We start from the raw sequence: 16,267 nt of genomic DNA, 5'->3' as shown, positions 1-16,267 counted from the left end.
CCTGACTGACAGGACTGACAGGACTGGCCGGACGGGCCTGACGGGCCGGGCGGGCCTGAGGGAGAATTCAGGGCAGCGCGCGGACGCCATAGCCCACCTCTCGCAGGTGTTCGAGGATTTCCGTGCCCGCCACCAGGTTGCGCGCGGCGGCCGCCGCCTGCGCATCGTACAGGGCGCGCAACCGCGCCGCGCGCACCATGGATTCGTAGATCTGGGCTTCCAGCAGTTCACGGGTGTCCACCAGCCCGTCGCGGTAGGCGCGCTCGGTAAGGGCGCGGCTTTCCAGGGCCACGGCCACGGTCTCCGCGCCGATGGCGGCCTGCCGGGCGGCGCGGCGCTCTTGCAGCACGGCGTCCTTCACGCGCAGGGCCACGCCCTCGCGCAGCAGCACCCGCTGGTGGGCCAACTGGCGCAGCCGGGCACGCATTTCCTCCACCCGCGCCCGGGTGCGGAAGCCTTCGAACAGCGGCAGTTCCACGGTCAGGCCGGTGGCGCCGTGGGTGCGTTCGCCCTCGGCCACCAGACCGCCGTCGTAGGAATTGGTCACCGTGGACAGGGTGCCGAACAGCGAGACCACGGGCAGGTATTCTCCGGTGGCGTCGTCCAGCCGGGCCTCTGCCGCGCGCACCCCGGCGTCGAAACGGACCAGGTCCAGGTTCAGGCGGTAGGCGTCGGCCACGGAATCCTCCAGCACGCCGGGGTCGGGCGCGGCGGGCAGTTCCGTGTCCGCCACCCGCACCCGGCCGTCCCACGGCAGGCCCATGGTGTTGGCCAGGGCCGATTCGGCCAGCTCCACGTTGGATTCCAGTTCCGCCAGTCGGGTCCGCATGCCGGAAACGGCCACCCGGGCGCGCAGCCAGTCGGTCTTGCACACCCGCTGCGAACCGCCCCTGTAGAAATGTTCGGTCACGTCGCGGGTGGCCTCGAACCGCTGCACCGTCTCGCTCCCCAGGTCGCGCAGGGCTCGCGCCAGAACCACCCCGTGGTAGCGGACGGTCACGTCGTGCACCAGTTGCAGGGCTGTCTGGCGCACGTCGCCCGCCGCCGCGTCGTGCCCGGCCACGGCCCCGCGCACGCGGGCCTCGCGGCGGCCGCCGTCGTACAGCAGAAGGCCCAGGTCCGCCCGGAACTCCCCGATGTCGCGGTCGGCAAGGCGGATGCGCCGCTCGGGCACGGTGGTGCGCATGGTCATGGGGCCGCCGCCCATGTCCACGGTGTAATCGAAGGAATCTTCCGGATAGACGAAGACCGGGTCACGATCCAGTCTCGTCCGGATGGAGGATACGGTGAGTTGCGGCCAGTAGGCCGAAAGGGCCTGGCGATGCTGGGCCTCGGCTATGGCCAGCCCCTCGCGCGCGGCGGCCGGGCTCGCATTGTTGCGCAGGGCCACGGCAATACACTGGTCCAGCGTCAGGGGCTGGGCTGGTGACGGGTCCGGTGACTGGGCCGTGGGCTGCTGCGTTGGCTGCACCGGGGGCTGGTCCGCGTCACCCGCCGCTGCCGTGGCCGCGCCAAAAGGGATGAGCCACAACAACGCCGCCAGCAGCAGCGCCGCCAACTTTGCCCGCAATGGCGCCCCGGCCCTCCGGCCATGCCCCCCGCGCCGCGCCTGTGCCGCCGCCCCGCCGGGAATGCGGCTGTGGGAGCGGCGGGGATGCGGCGGGGCTGGGTTCATGTCGGGACACTTCCTTGCGGATGCGAAGGTGCTGCGGCAGACGCGGGAAACTTCCGGCGGCACCGCCGTGCGGGGCACGGCGACCCCTTGGGGCTGTAAGGCGCGCACCCACCATCCCCATGCACGGGGACCATGCATGCTGGTTGGTTGATTAGTGACATGGCCCTTCGCAGGCCGTCAAGATTGCGGGAGGGATTTATGGGGGATTTTATGGGTGTTCCCCTATATTGTGGTAGGCAAATCCCCCATGCGGATGCGGGCAGCAGATGTGCGGATCAGACGCTGAAGCCGCCCCGCACGCTGCGCACGTCCTCCACGGTGGCGAAGCAGCCGGGGCACAGTTCGCGGCACAGGGCCAGCAGTTCGCGCGAACGCCTGCGGGGCGACACCACGCGGATCAGGTCCACGTCGCTGCTGCCCCCCGCGCCCGGCAGGGTGGTGGCCCCGAAGCCCGCCTGGCGGATGGCGCGGGCCATGGCCTCGCCGCTGGGGGTCACGATATTGACGACCACCACGCCGAGGGCCATGCGCTCCTCGATGACCATGCCCAGCAGGATGCCCGAACTGTACCCGGCGGCGTAGGCGAAGACGTTGGCCAGGTGGTCCAGATGGCTCATGACCTGCGAGACGGCGAACACCCAGATGAGTATCTCGAAGAATCCCACCAGCGCGGCCACCGGGCGGATGCCCCGCATGACCAGTACCGAGCGGACCGTGCCCAGGGCCACGTCCGCGAGGCGCAGCGCGAAGATCAGCAGCGCGCCGGCGATGTCGATGTCCAGATGCCACATGTCGCCCTCCATACGGGGCTGGCCGACCCGGGCCAGCGAAAACAAAGACCCGGCGCGCCGTGCCTGTGGCGTGCCGGGGACATCCCGACGGGGAAAGGGTCGGGGCTCGATAGCAGTGTACCAGAAGGCCGCCGCAAAAGCCAATCCGCCGCGCCGGGCGCGAAACCAGCCGCCGGACGCCGTCCCCGGAAACGGCGTCCGCCCCCGGCGCGGACACCGGGGGCGGACGAAACATCGGTCGCGCAAGAGGGCCGTTTATTCCATGCCCATGGCCTTGCCAATCTTCCGCGCCACCTTCTTGACCTTCTCGAAGGGCTTGCCTTCCTCCAGCTTGGCGAACTCGCGCAGCAGTTCTTCCTGCTTCTTGGAAAGGCTGGTGGGCGTCAGCACGCGCACCTCCACCAGCAGGTCGCCCTTCTGGTGATGGCCGAGGTAGGGCAGGCCCTGGTCGGTCAGGCGGAACACCTCGCCGCCCTGGGTGCCCCTGGGGATTTCCAGGGTCACCGGGTCGTCGAGGGTGGGCACCTCGATGCGGTCGCCCAAGGCGGCCTGCACGAAGCTGATCTCGTGGGTGATCACCAGGTCCTGGCCCTGGCGGCGGAAGGTCTTGTCCTGCTCCACGCTGACGACCACGTACAGGTCGCCGGGCGGGCCGCCGTGCAGGCCCGGTTCGCCCTCGCCGCGCAGGCGCAGGCGGTTGCCGGTGTCCACCCCGGCGGGAATGCGCACGGCCAGTTCGCGCACCTGTTGCAGGATGCCCGCGCCCTTGCACTTGGGACAGGGGGTGGGGATGACCTGGCCCTCGCCCCGGCACACGGGACACGGCACGGCGATCTGGAAGAAGCCCTGGCTCTGGCGGATCTGCCCGCTGCCGCCACAGTGGCGGCAGGTTTCGGGCCGCGTGCCGGGGGCCGCGCCGGAACCGCCGCACTCGTCGCAGGCCGCCTTCTTGGGCAGGCGCAGGGTGACCTCGTCGCCCTTGGCGGCCTGGCGGAAGGAGATGGACAGGTTGTAGCGTAGGTCGGCCCCGGCCTGGGGACGCGGGCCGCGCATGCGCGACGAACCGGTGGCGAACCCGAAGAGATCGCCGAAGATGTCGCTGAAGTGGGCGAACACGTCCTCGGCATTGGCGAAGCCGTGGCCACCGCCGTTGCCGTTGAGGCCCGCGTGGCCGAACCGGTCGTACCGCGCGCGCTTGTCGGCGTCGCGCAGCACGTCGTAGGCCTCGGCGGCCTCCTTGAACTTCTGCTCGGCCTCGGGGTTGTCCGGGTTGCGGTCGGGGTGGTACTGGAGCGCAAGCTTGCGGTACTGCCGCTTGATCTCGTCCTCCGACGCGTCCCGGCCCACGCCGAGCACCTCGTAATAGTCGCGCTGGCTCATGGCTGGCTATTCGGCCCGGACGTCGTCCTCGGTCTCCACGTAGCGCGCCTCTTCATCGGGCAGCACCTTGCCGGCGGCGATCTCGCGCAGGGCGGTCACCACTTCCTTGTTGCGCGAATCGACCAGCGCCTCGTACCCTTCGCGGTACTGGCGCACGCGCTTGATGGCCATCTGCACGAGAAGGAAGCGGTTGTCGACGCGTTCCTGGCAGTCTTCGACGGTAATGCGGGCCATGGGAGCTCCTTGCGGAAAGGATTGGGCGCTGCGGCGCGGGCGCGCGCAACGCCTCTTTCAGGTAATGCGGCAGGGCCGGTTGTCCAGTACCCCGCGCGGATTCCGGCGGGGGGACGATGGACTTCCGGCACATGGGCGGTGCGCGGGCGCACTACGCCAAGCTGTGCAACATACCCGTCCCGTCAAGGCGCGTCAAGCGCCTCCACGCTACGGCGATGGCGGGGCACCTGGCCTGAATATCATATGATGCGCCGTCCGGCGCCCGGCGCGGGTCAGCGGTTGCTTCCGCCCCCGTGCCGGGGTATCGGGGGGCGGCCCGGCGGATCCTTTCCGCCTCGCGCCCGCCCGGCCACGGCCACGCGGCGCCCCTCTCCCGCCACCCCGCCGCCCCTGTCCCATTGACGCCACCCCGCCAGACGGAGAATCCATGCCCCGCGAAAAACTGTCCTACGCCCAGAAGCAGTGCGTCACCGCCGCAGGCAAGCTGATGCAGCAGACCGCCATGATCCACCCCGGCGCGCGCATCGGCGTGGCCGTCTCGGGCGGCATGGACAGTTGGGTGCTGTTGCAGGTGCTGAAGCTGCGCCAGCGCATCGTGCCCTTCAGGTTCGAGATCATGGCCCTGCACGTGAACCCCGGCTTCGACCCGCACAACCACGCCGCCCTGCTGCCCTGGCTGCGCGCCAACGGCGTGGCCTCGCACATCGAGGTCACCGACCACGGCCCGGTGGCCCATTCGCCCGCCAACCTGCGCAACTCGCCCTGCTTCTACTGCGCCAAGCTGCGCCGCACCCGGCTGTTCGAACTGTGCAAGCAGTACGGGCTGACCCACCTGGCCTTCGGGCACAACTCCGACGACCTGGTGACCACCTTCTTCATGAACCTGGTCCAGACCGGACGGGTGGACGGCATGTCCATGAAGGAAGCCTTTTTCGGCGGCAGGCTGACGGTGATCCGCCCCATGATGCTGGTGGAGAAGCCGGTCATCGCCCGCGCGGTGAAACAGTGGAACCTGCCCGTGTGGACCAACCCCTGCCCGTCGGCCTTCGATTCGCGCCGCAGCGAGATGACCGCCGAGGTGAAGGAGTTGTGCAAGGGCAGCAAATTCGCGAAAGCAAACATTTTCAACGGGTTGATCCGCTGGCAGCTTGGGTTGACACCCTCGGACCAATAACGCTAGACAACCCGTTAGGCTCTACGCCCAGCCACGGCGCGCCACCCCACCGCCACGCTGCGGCATGCGCCGCCCAACGTCTCCCCCGCCCGTACAACGCCCTAACCCCAGGACCACGCCCGACACATGCTGCTCGGCAAGTACCACATCGTCATCCTCAAGGAGCGCGACGGCGCCCACCGCAACCTGCGCATGCGCGGGTGGTTCGGTTTCGCCGTGGTCTGCCTGGGGCTGGCGCTGGCCGGGACGAACGTGTGGCTGTGGGGCTTCTACTCCGAAAACCTGGCCCTGCAACGCCGCCTGGCCGAGGCCGAGCGCACGGTGGAGGAGCAGAACGGGCAGATGCTGAACATGGTGGGCAAGGTGCGCACCCTGCAGGCCGACCTTTCGCGCGTGCAGCAGTTCGACTCCAAGCTGCGCCTGATGATGAACATGGAGAAGGACGCCGGCGAAACCGCCTCCATGGGCGGCTCGCGCTCCGAAGACTTTTCCAAGAGCTACCTGCCGCTGCATCGCCAGGAACTGCTGGCCCGCAAGATGCACAGCTTCCTGCAACAGCTTTCCACCGACGTGCGGCTGGAAGAGGTGCGCCAGCAGGAACTGGTGCGCGCCCTGCGCGAAAACCGCGAAGTGCTGGCCGCCACCCCCTCCATCTGGCCCGCCGACGGCTACATTTCCTCCACCTTCGGCATGCGCGCCTCGCCGTTCACCGGCAAGGGCGAGTTCCACAAGGGCATCGACGTCATCAACCGCCCCGGCACGCCCATCTACGCCCCGGCGCGCGGCACCGTCACCCTCGCCGGGGTGGACGGCGCCTACGGCAACTGCGTGGTGCTGCAACACGGCGGGGGGCTTTCCACCCGCTACGCGCACATGCAGCGCTTCGTGCTGAAGGAAGGCCAGACCGTCAACCGGGGCGACCTGATCGGCTACATCGGCAACTCGGGGCGCAGCACCGGCCCGCACCTGCACTACGAGGTGCGCCTGAACGGGGTGTGCGTCAATCCCATGCGCTACATCCTCAACTAGGCGCGCCCGGCTTCGGCCCTGTGCAGCAGCGGCATCCGGCCCGCCTCCTCACCCTCTTTCCCCGCACCTCATGCCGCACATTTTCGACACCCCCTTCGCGTGGGACATCGAGTGGCTGCTGCGCGTCAACGTGGAATGGCGCAACGCCGCGCTGGACCTGCTGATGCCGCTCATTTCCAGCACCCTGCTGCTGTGGGTGATCATCGCCGCCTGCGCGGCGCTGTATCTGGCCCGCACGGGCAGGGACGGGCTGCGGCCGCTGCTGGCCCTGCTGCTGGTGGTGGGCATTGCCGCCGGACTGGCCGACGCTTCCAGCAACGTGTTCAAGAAGGCCACCGACCGGGTGCGCCCGCTGAAGGCCCTGCCGCTGGTGCACCACCGCGACGACGGCCAGTGGAAGCAGAACCCCGCCGACTTCGTCCAGCGCAAGAACAAGGGCGATTCCTTCGTCTCGGCCCACGCGGCCAACACCATGGCCGTGGCCGTGGCGCTGTACGCCATGCTGCCCGGCCTTGGCGCGGCCTTTCCCCGCAAACGGGCAACAGCCGTCCCGGCCCCCCCATCCCCGGACGCCCCGGCCGCACCCCGCACCCCGAGTGTTTTCAACGCACGGACGCTGGTCTTTTTGCTGCCGCTGGTGGTGGGCTACTCACGCCTGTACCTTGGCAAGCACTACCCTTCCGACGTGCTGGGCGGCTGGCTGGTGGGCGCGCTTGCCGGATGCGCGGCGGCATGGGCGTGGCGGCTTGCCACCGGACAGCGCCACGCGGCCTGACCCCCGGCGCACCGCGCCGGATTCCCCTCAAAACGCCAGCGGGCGGGACATTGCTGTCCCGCCCGCGTTCTTTTTGGAAAACCAGCCCTATCCTGCCGCCAACCCCTGCAACTGCGCGAACGAATCGGCCAGCGGCGCGGCGTCGGTCACGTCCTGGCGCAGGAAGGCGTTGATGGGGCCGTTCATGGCGATGGCCTTGTCGATGTCCGGGTTGCTGCCCTGCGCGTAGGCCCCGATGTTGATCATGTCCTCGGCCTTGCGGAAGGTGGCCAGGTGCCGGGTGATCACCCGGCCCGCGTCCACCACGTTCCTGGCGCAGATGTCGCTGCGCAACCGGCTGATGGAGCGCAGCACGTCGATGGCGGGAAAGTGCCCCAGGTCGGCCAGGTCGCGGGTGAGCACGATGTGCCCGTCCAGGATGGAGCGCACCGCGTCGGCGATGGGTTCATTGAAATCGTCGCCGTCCACGAGCACGGTGTAGACGCCGGTGATGGTGCCCTTCTCGCTGCGGCCCGCGCGTTCCAGCAGCTTGGGCAGCTGGGCGAACACGGTGGGGGTGTAGCCCTTCGTGGTGGGCGGCTCCCCCACGGCCAGGCCCACCTCGCGCGCGGCCATGGCGAAGCGCGTCACCGAGTCCATCATCAGCAGCACGTCCTTGCCCTGGTCGCGGAAATGTTCGGCCACGGCGGTGGCGGCATAGGCGGCGCGCATGCGCACCAGCGGGGACTGGTCGGAGGTGGCCACGACGAGCACGGACCGGGCCATGCCTTCCGGCCCCAGGTCCTTTTCCATGAACTCCACCACCTCGCGGCCGCGTTCGCCGATGAGGCCGATGACGTTCACGTCGGCCACGGTGTAGCGGGCCATCATGCCCATGAGCGTCGATTTGCCGACGCCCGACCCGGCCATGATGCCCACGCGCTGCCCCTTGCCCAGGGTGAGCAGGCTGTTGATGACCCGCACGCCCACGTCCAGCGGGTCGGAAATGCGCGGCCGGGCCAGCGGGTTGGGGGGCGAGGCGTACAGGGGGGCGAAGTCGGTGGTGGGCACGGGTGCGCCGCCGTCCAGCGGCGCGCCGAAGGCGTCGAAGGCGCGGCCAAGCAACGCGTCGCCCACGGGAAAGACGGGGGGCAGGCTGGTGTTGCGGATGAGGCTGCCGGGGCGGATGCCGCGCAGGTCGCCATAGGGCATGAACAGCAGATGGCCGTCCCGAAAGCCCACCACCTCGGCGGCGATGCCCTCGCCCGTGGCGGAGGCGGCGGGGACGCCGCCGGTTCCGGGCTCGCACCCTTCGGGCAGCATGTGGCACACCGCGCCCAGCGGGGCCTTTATGCCGCAGCCTTCGGCGACCAGGCCCACCACCTTGGTGACCTTGCCGTAGGTCTGCATGGCCTGCACCTCGCCCATCAGGCGCAGGCAGGCGGCCGGGTCCAGTCCGGACAGGCGGCTTTCGTGGGTGCCGTCAGGCGGGGCCAGGGGCGGGGTCACGGGCGGTCCCCAGACAGGGGCGCGGGCAAGGGCACGGACGAGGTCATGGGCGATCCTCGGGCAGGGCCAGCCCGGCCAGCACCTCTTCGATGATCCGGCGGCGGGTCTCTATGGTGTTGTCCACCATGCCGTCGCGGCTTTCCACCACCATGCCGCCGGGGCCGATGGCGGCGTCGCCGCGCACGTTCCAGGCTTCCAGGCCGGGGAAGCGCTCCTTGGTGGAAGCGATGATGTCGGCCACGGCCGGTTCGTCTTCCGGGTTCACGCGCACGGTGAGCGTGCGGCGGTTTTCCAGCGCCTGCACCGACTTCACGAACAGCGTTTCGAGCACGGCGGCGCGCTCGGCGTCCACCGCCAGGCCCACGCTGCGCTCCACCGCCGCGCGCAACAGGCCCACCAGGTCGCCGCGCCACGCGGCGAAGATGGACGAGCACTGCCCCTGGATGGCGGAAAGCACGGCGGACACCGATTCCCCCATGGCCGCGCGGAACTCCTCCAGTTCGCCGTGGGCCTGGGCCATGCCCGCCTCGTAGCCCTCGTCATGGGCAGCGGCGCGGATGACCTCGGCCTCCATGCGGGCCTGGGCCAGCACGTCGTTGGCCTTGGCCAGCACGTCGCGCGCCATAGCCTCCGCCCTGGCGCGCACGCGGTCCATGTATTCCGCCTCGGTGCGTTCGTCCCACAGCATGCGTGGGTTGGCGCCCTCCACGCCGGCCAGGGTGGTCTCGGCGAAGGGGCTGGGGCCCATGAAGATGGTGCCCCACCGTTCCGGCTTGCCGGAATCAGACGAAGACATCCCCGCCTCCGCGGCCCACGATGATGCGGCCCTCGGTTTCCAGCCTGCGCACCGTCTTCACGATGTTCTGCTGCGCGCCTTCCACGTCGGACAGGCGGGTGGGGCCCATGATCTCGAGGTCTTCGCGGATCATGGTGGCCGCGCGTTCCGACATGTTCTTGAAGAACTTCTCCTTCAGGTCGTCGGAGGAGCCGCGCAGGGCCATGGTGAGGTCCTCGTTGGAGATTTCCTTGAGCAGTTCGCGGATGCCCCGGTCGTCCAGCGCCTTGACGTCCTCGAACACGAACATGAGGTTGCGGATGTCTTCGGCCATCTGCGAGGACTCTTCCTCGATCTCGGCCAGCACTTCCTCTTCGGTGGCGCGGTCCACGGCGTTGAGGATCTCGGCCACGGAGGGCACGCCGCCCACCTTCTTGCCTTCCTTGCCGCCCATGGCGATGAGCTGGCTTTGCAACACCTTGTCCACTTCCATCAGCATGTCCTCGGGCACGGCTTCCAGCCGGGCGAGGCGCATGAGCACCTCGGGCCGCACGCCCGAGGGCAGGTTGGTCAAAAGTTCCGCGGCCTTGTCCGGGTGCAGGTGCCCCAGGATCAGCGCCAGGGTCTGGGGGTGCTCGTTGCGCAGGATCTGGGCCAGCAGGCGCGGGCTGACGTTGCCCAGCTCGCGGAAGGGCGCGGGCCCGGAATCCAGGTTCAGCGAGTCCATGATGTACTTGGCGGTCTCGCTGTCCAGGTTCTTCATGAGCATGCGCTTCACGGCCTCGGTGCCGCCCGCGATCATGTCCTGGCCGGTGACCAGGGCGGTGTGGAAATCGCGCAGGACTTCCTCCACCAGTTCCTTGGGCACGGTGTCGAGTTCGACGATGGCCTTGGAGACAGCCGCGATTTCCTGTCGTTCCATGCGCTTGAAGATTTCGGAGGTGAACTTGTCACCCAGCGCGAGAAGCAGGATCGCCGTCTTCTGGGGCCCCTTAAGCTGCTCCAACCTTTGATCCGTCGCCATGCTTCAGCCAGCTCCTGATGATGCTCACGGCCTGGTCCATGTTCTGTTCGGCCATCTGCAGGGCGTGAGCCTTGATGTCCTCGATCTTCTTCAACGCATCCAGCGCGTCCATCTCCTCGTCGCCCTCGATGAGCGCAAGGCGCTCCTCGCCTTCGGGCAGACCTTCCAACCCTTCGATCATCTCTCCCTCCACGCGGGGACGGATCATGGCGAGCACCACCGGCCGCACCACCAGCACCAGGAACAGGAAGACTAGCAGGGCGTTGAGCAGCGGCTTGCCCAGGCGCAGGGCGTAGTCCATGACCAGTTGGGGCAGGCTCGATTCCTGGGGCGCGTCGGGACCGCCGAACGAAATGCTGCTGACCTCTATGGTGTCGCCACGCGCGCGGTCGTAGCCCACGGCGTTGCCCACCAACTGGCGGATGCGCTCCACGTCCTCGGCCTTGCGGGGCACGAAGGCCCACTGGCCGTCCGCCCCCTTCTCATACGTGCCGTCCACGATCACCGCAACGGTCAGGCGCGAAACGTCGCCCACCTGGGCCACGATGTTCTGCTCTTCCTTGTTGATCTCGTAGTTGGTGGTGCGGGTTTCGCGGCTGCCTTCCTGGGTGGACGCGCCGCCGGTGGGCGAATCGCCCCGGAAGTTGGCGTCGGGCACGCCCGCTTCGAGGTTGGAACGGCCGCGCTGCGATTCCTCGCTGCGCTGCTCGCTGCGCACCACGGTCTTTTCCGGGTCGTACAGTTCCTTGCGGATGGTGCGCTGGCTGAAGTCGAGGTCGGCGTTGACCTTGGCGATGACCTTGCCCGCGCCGATGACCGGGTAGAGCAACTCCTCGATGCGGCGCTCAAGGGTCTGCTGCATGCGCAGCTTGTGCTCCAGCTGGGTGGTGGTCATGCCGTCCACGCTGCCGTCCTCGACCGGGGAGTACAGGATCTTGCCGCCGGTGTCGGTGACCGACACCTTGTTCTTGTCCAGCCCTTCCACGGCCATGACCACCAGGTTGACGATGGCCTGCACGTCCTTGGGTTCCAGCTTCTTGCTGCTGTCGCGCAGCTTCAGCACCACCGAGACGGACGGCTTCTGCTGCTCTTCGATGAACAGGCTGCGGTGCGGGATGACCAGGTGCACCCGCGCGCTCTCCACGTTGGGGAATTCCGAGATGGTGCGCGAAAGTTCGCCCTGCAGGGCGCGCTGGTAGTTGATCTTCTGCACGAAGTCGGTCTGGCCCACCTTGACCTGGTCGAAGATCTCGAAGCCGATGCCCTGGCCCACCAGGCCGCCTTCGCCGGCCACCTTCAGCCGCAGGTCGTACACCTTGTCGGCGGGCACGGTGACCGTGGCGCCGCCGTTCTCCAGCTTGTACGCCACCTTGTCGGCCTGCAGCATCTTGACCACGCGACTGGCGTCCTCGGGCGGCAGGTTGGAGTACAGCACCCGGTAGTCGGGCTGGTTGATCCAGAACACCAGGCCGAAGAACACGGCCACGACCGCCACGCCCAGACCGGCGATGAAGATGCGCTGCGAGGTGGAAATGCGTGCCCAGAAGCCCTTGGCCTTCTGGACGACGTCTGCGAGAGCGGGAGCCATGTGTTCTTCCTCCGGAATCGTCTCTGGCGAGTGGTCGCGGGCGAGCGGTCGTGATGCGGGGGGCTAGAGCCGGGCGCTTGGCGCGGCCGGATTTCCGTTCTCCGGCGGGAGCCATCGCGCCGGGGCATTCGGATGATTCCCGTCGCCTGCCGGGCGCCCCGATCTGTCGGATTTCCGTTCTCCGGCGAGGAAGGCGAGCCTTTTACGAAGGGAGCGTACTCTTATCGTACGTGACCGGAGTAAAAGGCGATGCCTGACGACGCCGGAGGGCGGAAGGCCGGCAGATCACTAGAATTGGATGCGACTAAGTTCCTTGTACGCCTCCATGACCTTGTTCCGCACGGCGGAGGTCATGTTCACGGCAAGACCGGCCTTCTGCAGGGTGATCATCAGTTCGTGCACGTTCTGGGTTTCGCCGGACGCGAACGCCTGGATCATCTGCGACTTTTCGGTCTGCATGTCGTTGACCTTGGTCAGCGACTCGGAAAGCGTGTTGGTGAACGACTTGGCCTGGACGCCCGAGGCCGTGGGCGCGGCGGTGGCGCGGGTGGCCTGTTCGGCCTTCATGAAGTTGCCGAGGGCGTTGGAGTACGCCTTCAGCCCTACTGCCTGGATGCTCATGGCCGTGTCTCCCTGCCGCCGGCTATCGGCTGATCTCGAGGGCCTTGGTGTACATGGCCTTCACGGTGTCGATGGTGGTCACGTTGGCCTCGTAGCCGCGCTGGGCGGTCATCAGGCTGGCCATTTCCTCCACCACGTTGATGTCCGGGTAGGCGACGAAGCCGTCCTGGTCCGCGTCGGGGTGGCCGGGTTCGTACACGCGCTTCAGGGGGCGCGAGTCGGTGGCCACGTGCATCACCCGCACGCCCTTCAGTTCGCGGTCCAGGGCGCCCTGCATGTGCTTGGCGAAGGGGTCGTCGATGTCCTGCGCCGCCATGACGGTGGTCTTGCGCCGGTAGGGACCGCCCTGCTCGGTGCGGGTGGTCTTCACGTTGGCGAGGTTCATCGAAATGATGTTCATGTTGGTGCGTTCCGCATTGAGCGCGGAAGCGCCGATGTCGATGGCGGTCATGAAGTCCATTACTTCTGCCCTTCCTGTATGATGTTCTTGACGCCCTCGAAGTTGCCGCGAATGACGGTGGAGAGGGCGGTGTAGTGCAGCGAGTTCTTGGCCATCTTGGCCATTTCCTTGTCCAGGTTCACGCGGTCTTCGCCGTGGATGACGCGCGGCTTGGCCGCCTTTTCCCAGTCGGCGCTGAACCCGTCGGGACTGAACTCGGAGGGCATGTGGTTTTCCTCGGTGCGGGTCATCCGCCCCTTGGCGTCCAGCCCCAGCGCCGCCTGCAACTGCTTCTCGAACTCCAGCTCGCGCGGCTTGTAGCCGGGCGTCCGGACGTTGGCGATGTTGCTCATGACGACATTCTGACGCTGGAGCTGCATGTCCATGACCTTGCCGACAAGGTTCACATGCGTTTCGTACAGGCTTTTCATGCGGGATTCCTCCCCGTTCGCCCCCGGGGCGTGCGCCGCGCGGGGGGTGGTGGCCGCCGGTGCGGCCCGTGGATGCACCCCCGCTTGAGCAAGAGGCGTTCCAGTGCATGAAACTTTTTTCATTCAGCACTGTTGCATGAAAAAATGCGGTTTTTTCCGGCCCTGGCCCGCCGGAATGACGACGCCGCCCGGCCATCTCGCGGATGGCTGGGCGGCGTCGTCATCGTGAAGGCCATGGCGGCAGGATTTGCCCCCCGCGCCGGGCAGGGGGGACGGCAAACCGGCGCTTTGTGCCCCCGCGCCCGGCGGACAGGACGGGCAGGGCTGGACCATCACCCGGCTTAACGATTACAAATACATCTTATATGTCCACATGTTGCGCATGCCACCCTGTTCTGTCAAAATGGCGTGGCATGCGGTTTGCTATGCCCGTGGCGCCCACGAAAACTCCGCAGCCAGCAATGGCACGCATCGTGCTTGGCGGAGGACATGGGCACAGCTTTCCCGGGAGCGTTCGCGAAACCGACGGGCGAACCGCTCCGGCGCCGCCAGCAAGGCGCCCGCCCCGCGCAGCGCGGGGCGACCCAGAAGCGAAATGCCTTACGGCATGGAGGGGAGAACATGAGCAACCATCTCGACTACGAAATCAACAAGGAACTGGGCGAGTGCTACCTTTTCATGGGTGACCTGGAAAAGGCCGAGGAATACTACCGCAAGGCCGCCGGAAGCAACGGCGTGCATCCGGACCCGTACCTCGGGCTCGCCACCATCGCCGTGCAGCGCGGCAACCTCGAGGCGGCCCTGGTGCTGTACCGCAAGGCCGCCGGCATCGAGGCCAACGACAAGTCGCTGGCGGGCATGGGCCTGGTGGAAATGGAAACCGGCGCGCACGCCGAGGCCTTCGAGCACTTCGTGGCCGCGCTGGGCATGAACCCCGGCAACCTGGTGGCCATGAACGGCCTGCTGCGCCTCGGCTACCACCTTGGCCGCATCGACGAAGTGGTGGCCCACCTGCGGGCCTTCCTGGAACTTTCCCCCGAAAAGGACAACGTGCGCTTCTCGCTGGCCGGGTGCCTGATCTCCCTCGGCCGCAAGGACGAGGCGCGGGCCGAGCTCGAGACCATTCTCGACCGCACGCCCGACCACGCCGACGCCCGCGAGATGTACGCCCTGATCGGGTAGCCGCGCCTGCCGCCGCCAGGCGGCCGCCACGGCAAGATACTCCCCTCCCCATACGATTTTCCGGCCCCGACGCTGGCGCTAGGGGCCGGAAAATCACCTTTCGCCGTCATTCTGCCCAACGCTCGGGCGGCGAAACGGAGCGGAAACGCAGTACGGGCGCATGGCACTCCCCGGGGAGTGCCATGCGCCCGTCCCGTTTTTCCGGCGCGCGCGACGCGGCCTACAGGTTGGCGGCGTACCAGTCGCCGGACAGGCGCAGGCCCTGGCGCACGTTGTACACCGGCTCGAAGCCCAGCAGGGTGCGGGCGCGGCTGATGTCGGCCAGCGAGTGGCGCACGTCTCCGAAGCGGAATTCGCGGTGCACGGGCTTGGCGTCGGCGGCTTCCGGCTTGTGGCGGCTCACTTCCTCGCGGATCAGGTCGAACAGCTGGTTCAGGTCGGTGCGCTCGCCGAAGGCCACGTTGTACACCGTGTTCATGGCGGCCTCGTCGGCGGCCGTGGCGGCCAGCAGGTTGGCCTGCACGCAGTTGTCGATGTAGCAGAAGTCGCGGCTGGTCTCGCCGTCGCCGTTGATGAACACGGTCTCGCCGCGCAGCAGCGAGGCGAACCACTGCGGGATGACCGCGGCGTACGCGCCGAAGGGGTCCTGCCGCTTGCCGAACACGTTGAAGTAGCGCAGGCCGATGGCCTTCATGCCGTAGCAGGTGGCGAACACGTCGGCGTACAGTTCGTTGACGTACTTGGTCACCGCGTAGGGCGACAGCGGCTTGCCGATCTTGTCCTCGACCTTGGGCAGGGTGGGCTCGTCGCCGTAGGTGGAACTGGACGCGGCGTAGACGAAGGTCTTCGCCCTGGCGTCGCGGGCGGCCACCATCATGTTCACGAAGCCCGAAATGTTGCTCTCGTTGGCCAGAATGGGGTCTTCGATGGAGCGCGGCACGGAGCCCAGGGCGGCCTGGTGCAGCACGTGGTCCACGCCCTCGCACACTTCGCGGCAGTGGTCGAGGTTGCGGATGTCGCCTTCCTTGAAGCGGAAGTTGCGCCACAGGTCCGCGCCCACGATCTCGCGCACCATGTCCAGGTTGCGCTGGTAGCCGGTGGCGAAGTTGTCCAGCCCCACCACCCGCTGCCCGTGCAGCAGCAGCGTTTCCAGCAGGTTGGAGCCGATGAAGCCGGCAACCCCGGTGACGAGCCAGGTGCGGGGAGCGGCTTCCAGTTCCTGCAACAGGGCGGTATAACGGGTCATGATGGCGTATCCTCGCAAAGGAGTGGCGGTTTCGGATGGAATGCCTATTGTACGTGCGCCGGGAGGCCGCGTCAAAGGACGGCGGACCCGGACGGCGTTGCGTCATGGCGCGGCGGCCGTGCGGCGGGGGGGCTTTCGGCCTGCCGCCGGAGACCGGTCGGCTGCCGCCAAGGACCAGTCGGCTACCGCCGAAGGCCCGTCGGCTGAAGGACGGGTTCGCCGCGCACCACCGCAACGTGCGCGCTTCTACTCCCAACGCCACACCCTGTAAAGAGGCGGCAAGGGGACGCGCCGCGAACCCGGCACTCCGGCCCCCGTCTGGCCCCAGACGGCCCCAATCCGGCCCCCATCCGGCCGGAAACGCACGTCGGCCGCCCGCCGCCCGGCCCCCTTTTCAGCGTGCGGCCCACCTGTT

Annotated in this window: 16 protein-coding genes; 4 read left to right on the top strand and 12 right to left on the bottom strand. The window is 68.0% G+C overall.

Annotated elements, in window-relative coordinates; translation table 11 throughout:
* Positions 1–67: 67 nt before the first annotated feature.
* The 4 genes from V6B97_RS07425 to rpoZ all read right to left on the bottom strand — a co-directional run bounded on the left by V6B97_RS07425 (position 68) and on the right by rpoZ (position 4,080).
* Entirely contained in the window at positions 68–1,570 is a 1,503-nt protein-coding gene (locus V6B97_RS07425; RefSeq protein ID WP_333505863.1) for a TolC family protein, read from the bottom strand.
* Positions 1,571–1,950: 380 nt separating this feature from the next.
* On the bottom strand, positions 1,951–2,466 hold the full coding sequence (locus V6B97_RS07420) for a DUF2179 domain-containing protein (RefSeq protein ID WP_333505862.1): 516 nt from the start codon (positions 2,464–2,466) through the stop codon (positions 1,951–1,953).
* A 255-nt stretch (positions 2,467–2,721) separates the two neighbouring features.
* Positions 2,722–3,846, bottom strand: a complete 1,125-nt coding sequence (dnaJ, locus tag V6B97_RS07415) for a molecular chaperone DnaJ (RefSeq protein WP_333505860.1) — start codon at positions 3,844–3,846, stop codon at positions 2,722–2,724.
* A 6-nt stretch (positions 3,847–3,852) separates the two neighbouring features.
* The gene (gene rpoZ, locus V6B97_RS07410) at positions 3,853–4,080 is read right to left on the bottom strand and encodes a DNA-directed RNA polymerase subunit omega (RefSeq protein WP_333505859.1); all 228 of its coding nucleotides are present in this window, start codon (positions 4,078–4,080) and stop codon (positions 3,853–3,855) included.
* A 427-nt stretch (positions 4,081–4,507) separates the two neighbouring features.
* On the opposite strand from rpoZ, the gene V6B97_RS07405 reads away from it, so the two are divergent.
* The 3 genes from V6B97_RS07405 (at position 4,508) to V6B97_RS07395 (ending at position 7,058) form a co-directional block, all read left to right on the top strand.
* On the top strand, positions 4,508–5,254 hold the full coding sequence (locus V6B97_RS07405; RefSeq protein ID WP_333505858.1) for a tRNA lysidine(34) synthetase: 747 nt from the start codon (positions 4,508–4,510) through the stop codon (positions 5,252–5,254).
* 126 nt (positions 5,255–5,380) lie between these two features.
* The gene (locus V6B97_RS07400) at positions 5,381–6,283 is read left to right on the top strand and encodes a M23 family metallopeptidase (RefSeq protein WP_333505857.1); all 903 of its coding nucleotides are present in this window, start codon (positions 5,381–5,383) and stop codon (positions 6,281–6,283) included.
* 70 nt (positions 6,284–6,353) lie between these two features.
* On the top strand, positions 6,354–7,058 hold the full coding sequence (locus V6B97_RS07395) for a phosphatase PAP2 family protein (RefSeq protein WP_333505856.1): 705 nt from the start codon (positions 6,354–6,356) through the stop codon (positions 7,056–7,058).
* 87 nt (positions 7,059–7,145) lie between these two features.
* Here V6B97_RS07395 and V6B97_RS07390 read toward each other — a convergent pair whose 3' ends face one another.
* The 7 genes from V6B97_RS07390 to flgB form a co-directional block, all read right to left on the bottom strand.
* The gene (locus V6B97_RS07390; RefSeq protein ID WP_333505890.1) at positions 7,146–8,465 is read right to left on the bottom strand and encodes a FliI/YscN family ATPase; all 1,320 of its coding nucleotides are present in this window, start codon (positions 8,463–8,465) and stop codon (positions 7,146–7,148) included.
* 124 nt (positions 8,466–8,589) lie between these two features.
* Positions 8,590–9,342, bottom strand: a complete 753-nt coding sequence (locus V6B97_RS07385) for a FliH/SctL family protein (RefSeq protein WP_333505855.1) — start codon at positions 9,340–9,342, stop codon at positions 8,590–8,592.
* Entirely contained in the window at positions 9,329–10,345 is a 1,017-nt protein-coding gene (gene fliG / locus V6B97_RS07380; protein WP_333505854.1) for a flagellar motor switch protein FliG, read from the bottom strand. The genes V6B97_RS07385 and fliG overlap by 14 nt, the downstream gene beginning before the upstream one ends.
* Positions 10,314–11,933, bottom strand: coding sequence for a flagellar basal-body MS-ring/collar protein FliF (gene fliF, locus V6B97_RS07375; protein WP_333505853.1), 1,620 nt, complete (start codon positions 11,931–11,933; stop codon positions 10,314–10,316). Before fliF ends, fliG begins: the two co-directional genes overlap by 32 nt.
* Before the next feature lie 288 nt (positions 11,934–12,221).
* Positions 12,222–12,554 (bottom strand): flagellar hook-basal body complex protein FliE, encoded by a 333-nt coding sequence (gene fliE, locus V6B97_RS07370; RefSeq protein WP_333505852.1) that lies wholly within the window; start codon positions 12,552–12,554, stop codon positions 12,222–12,224.
* Positions 12,555–12,576: 22 nt separating this feature from the next.
* The gene (gene flgC, locus V6B97_RS07365) at positions 12,577–13,014 is read right to left on the bottom strand and encodes a flagellar basal body rod protein FlgC (RefSeq protein ID WP_333505851.1); all 438 of its coding nucleotides are present in this window, start codon (positions 13,012–13,014) and stop codon (positions 12,577–12,579) included.
* On the bottom strand, positions 13,014–13,424 hold the full coding sequence (flgB, locus tag V6B97_RS07360) for a flagellar basal body rod protein FlgB (protein WP_333505850.1): 411 nt from the start codon (positions 13,422–13,424) through the stop codon (positions 13,014–13,016). Before flgB ends, flgC begins: the two co-directional genes overlap by 1 nt.
* 621 nt (positions 13,425–14,045) lie before the next feature.
* On the opposite strand from flgB, the gene V6B97_RS07355 reads away from it, so the two are divergent.
* Positions 14,046–14,606, top strand: coding sequence for a tetratricopeptide repeat protein (locus V6B97_RS07355; RefSeq protein ID WP_333505849.1), 561 nt, complete (start codon positions 14,046–14,048; stop codon positions 14,604–14,606).
* A gap of 220 nt (positions 14,607–14,826) precedes the next feature.
* Here V6B97_RS07355 and V6B97_RS07350 read toward each other — a convergent pair whose 3' ends face one another.
* A complete protein-coding gene (locus V6B97_RS07350) occupies positions 14,827–15,852 on the bottom strand; it encodes an NAD-dependent epimerase/dehydratase family protein (protein ID WP_333505848.1) in 1,026 nt (341 codons plus the stop codon).
* Positions 15,853–16,267 lie beyond the last annotated feature (415 nt).

It is taken from the genome of Nitratidesulfovibrio sp. 1201_IL3209, from assembly GCF_036763125.1.
In the GTDB taxonomy this organism is placed as follows: domain Bacteria; phylum Desulfobacterota; class Desulfovibrionia; order Desulfovibrionales; family Desulfovibrionaceae; genus Cupidesulfovibrio.
This window is presented reverse-complemented; position numbering and strand designations above follow the sequence as displayed.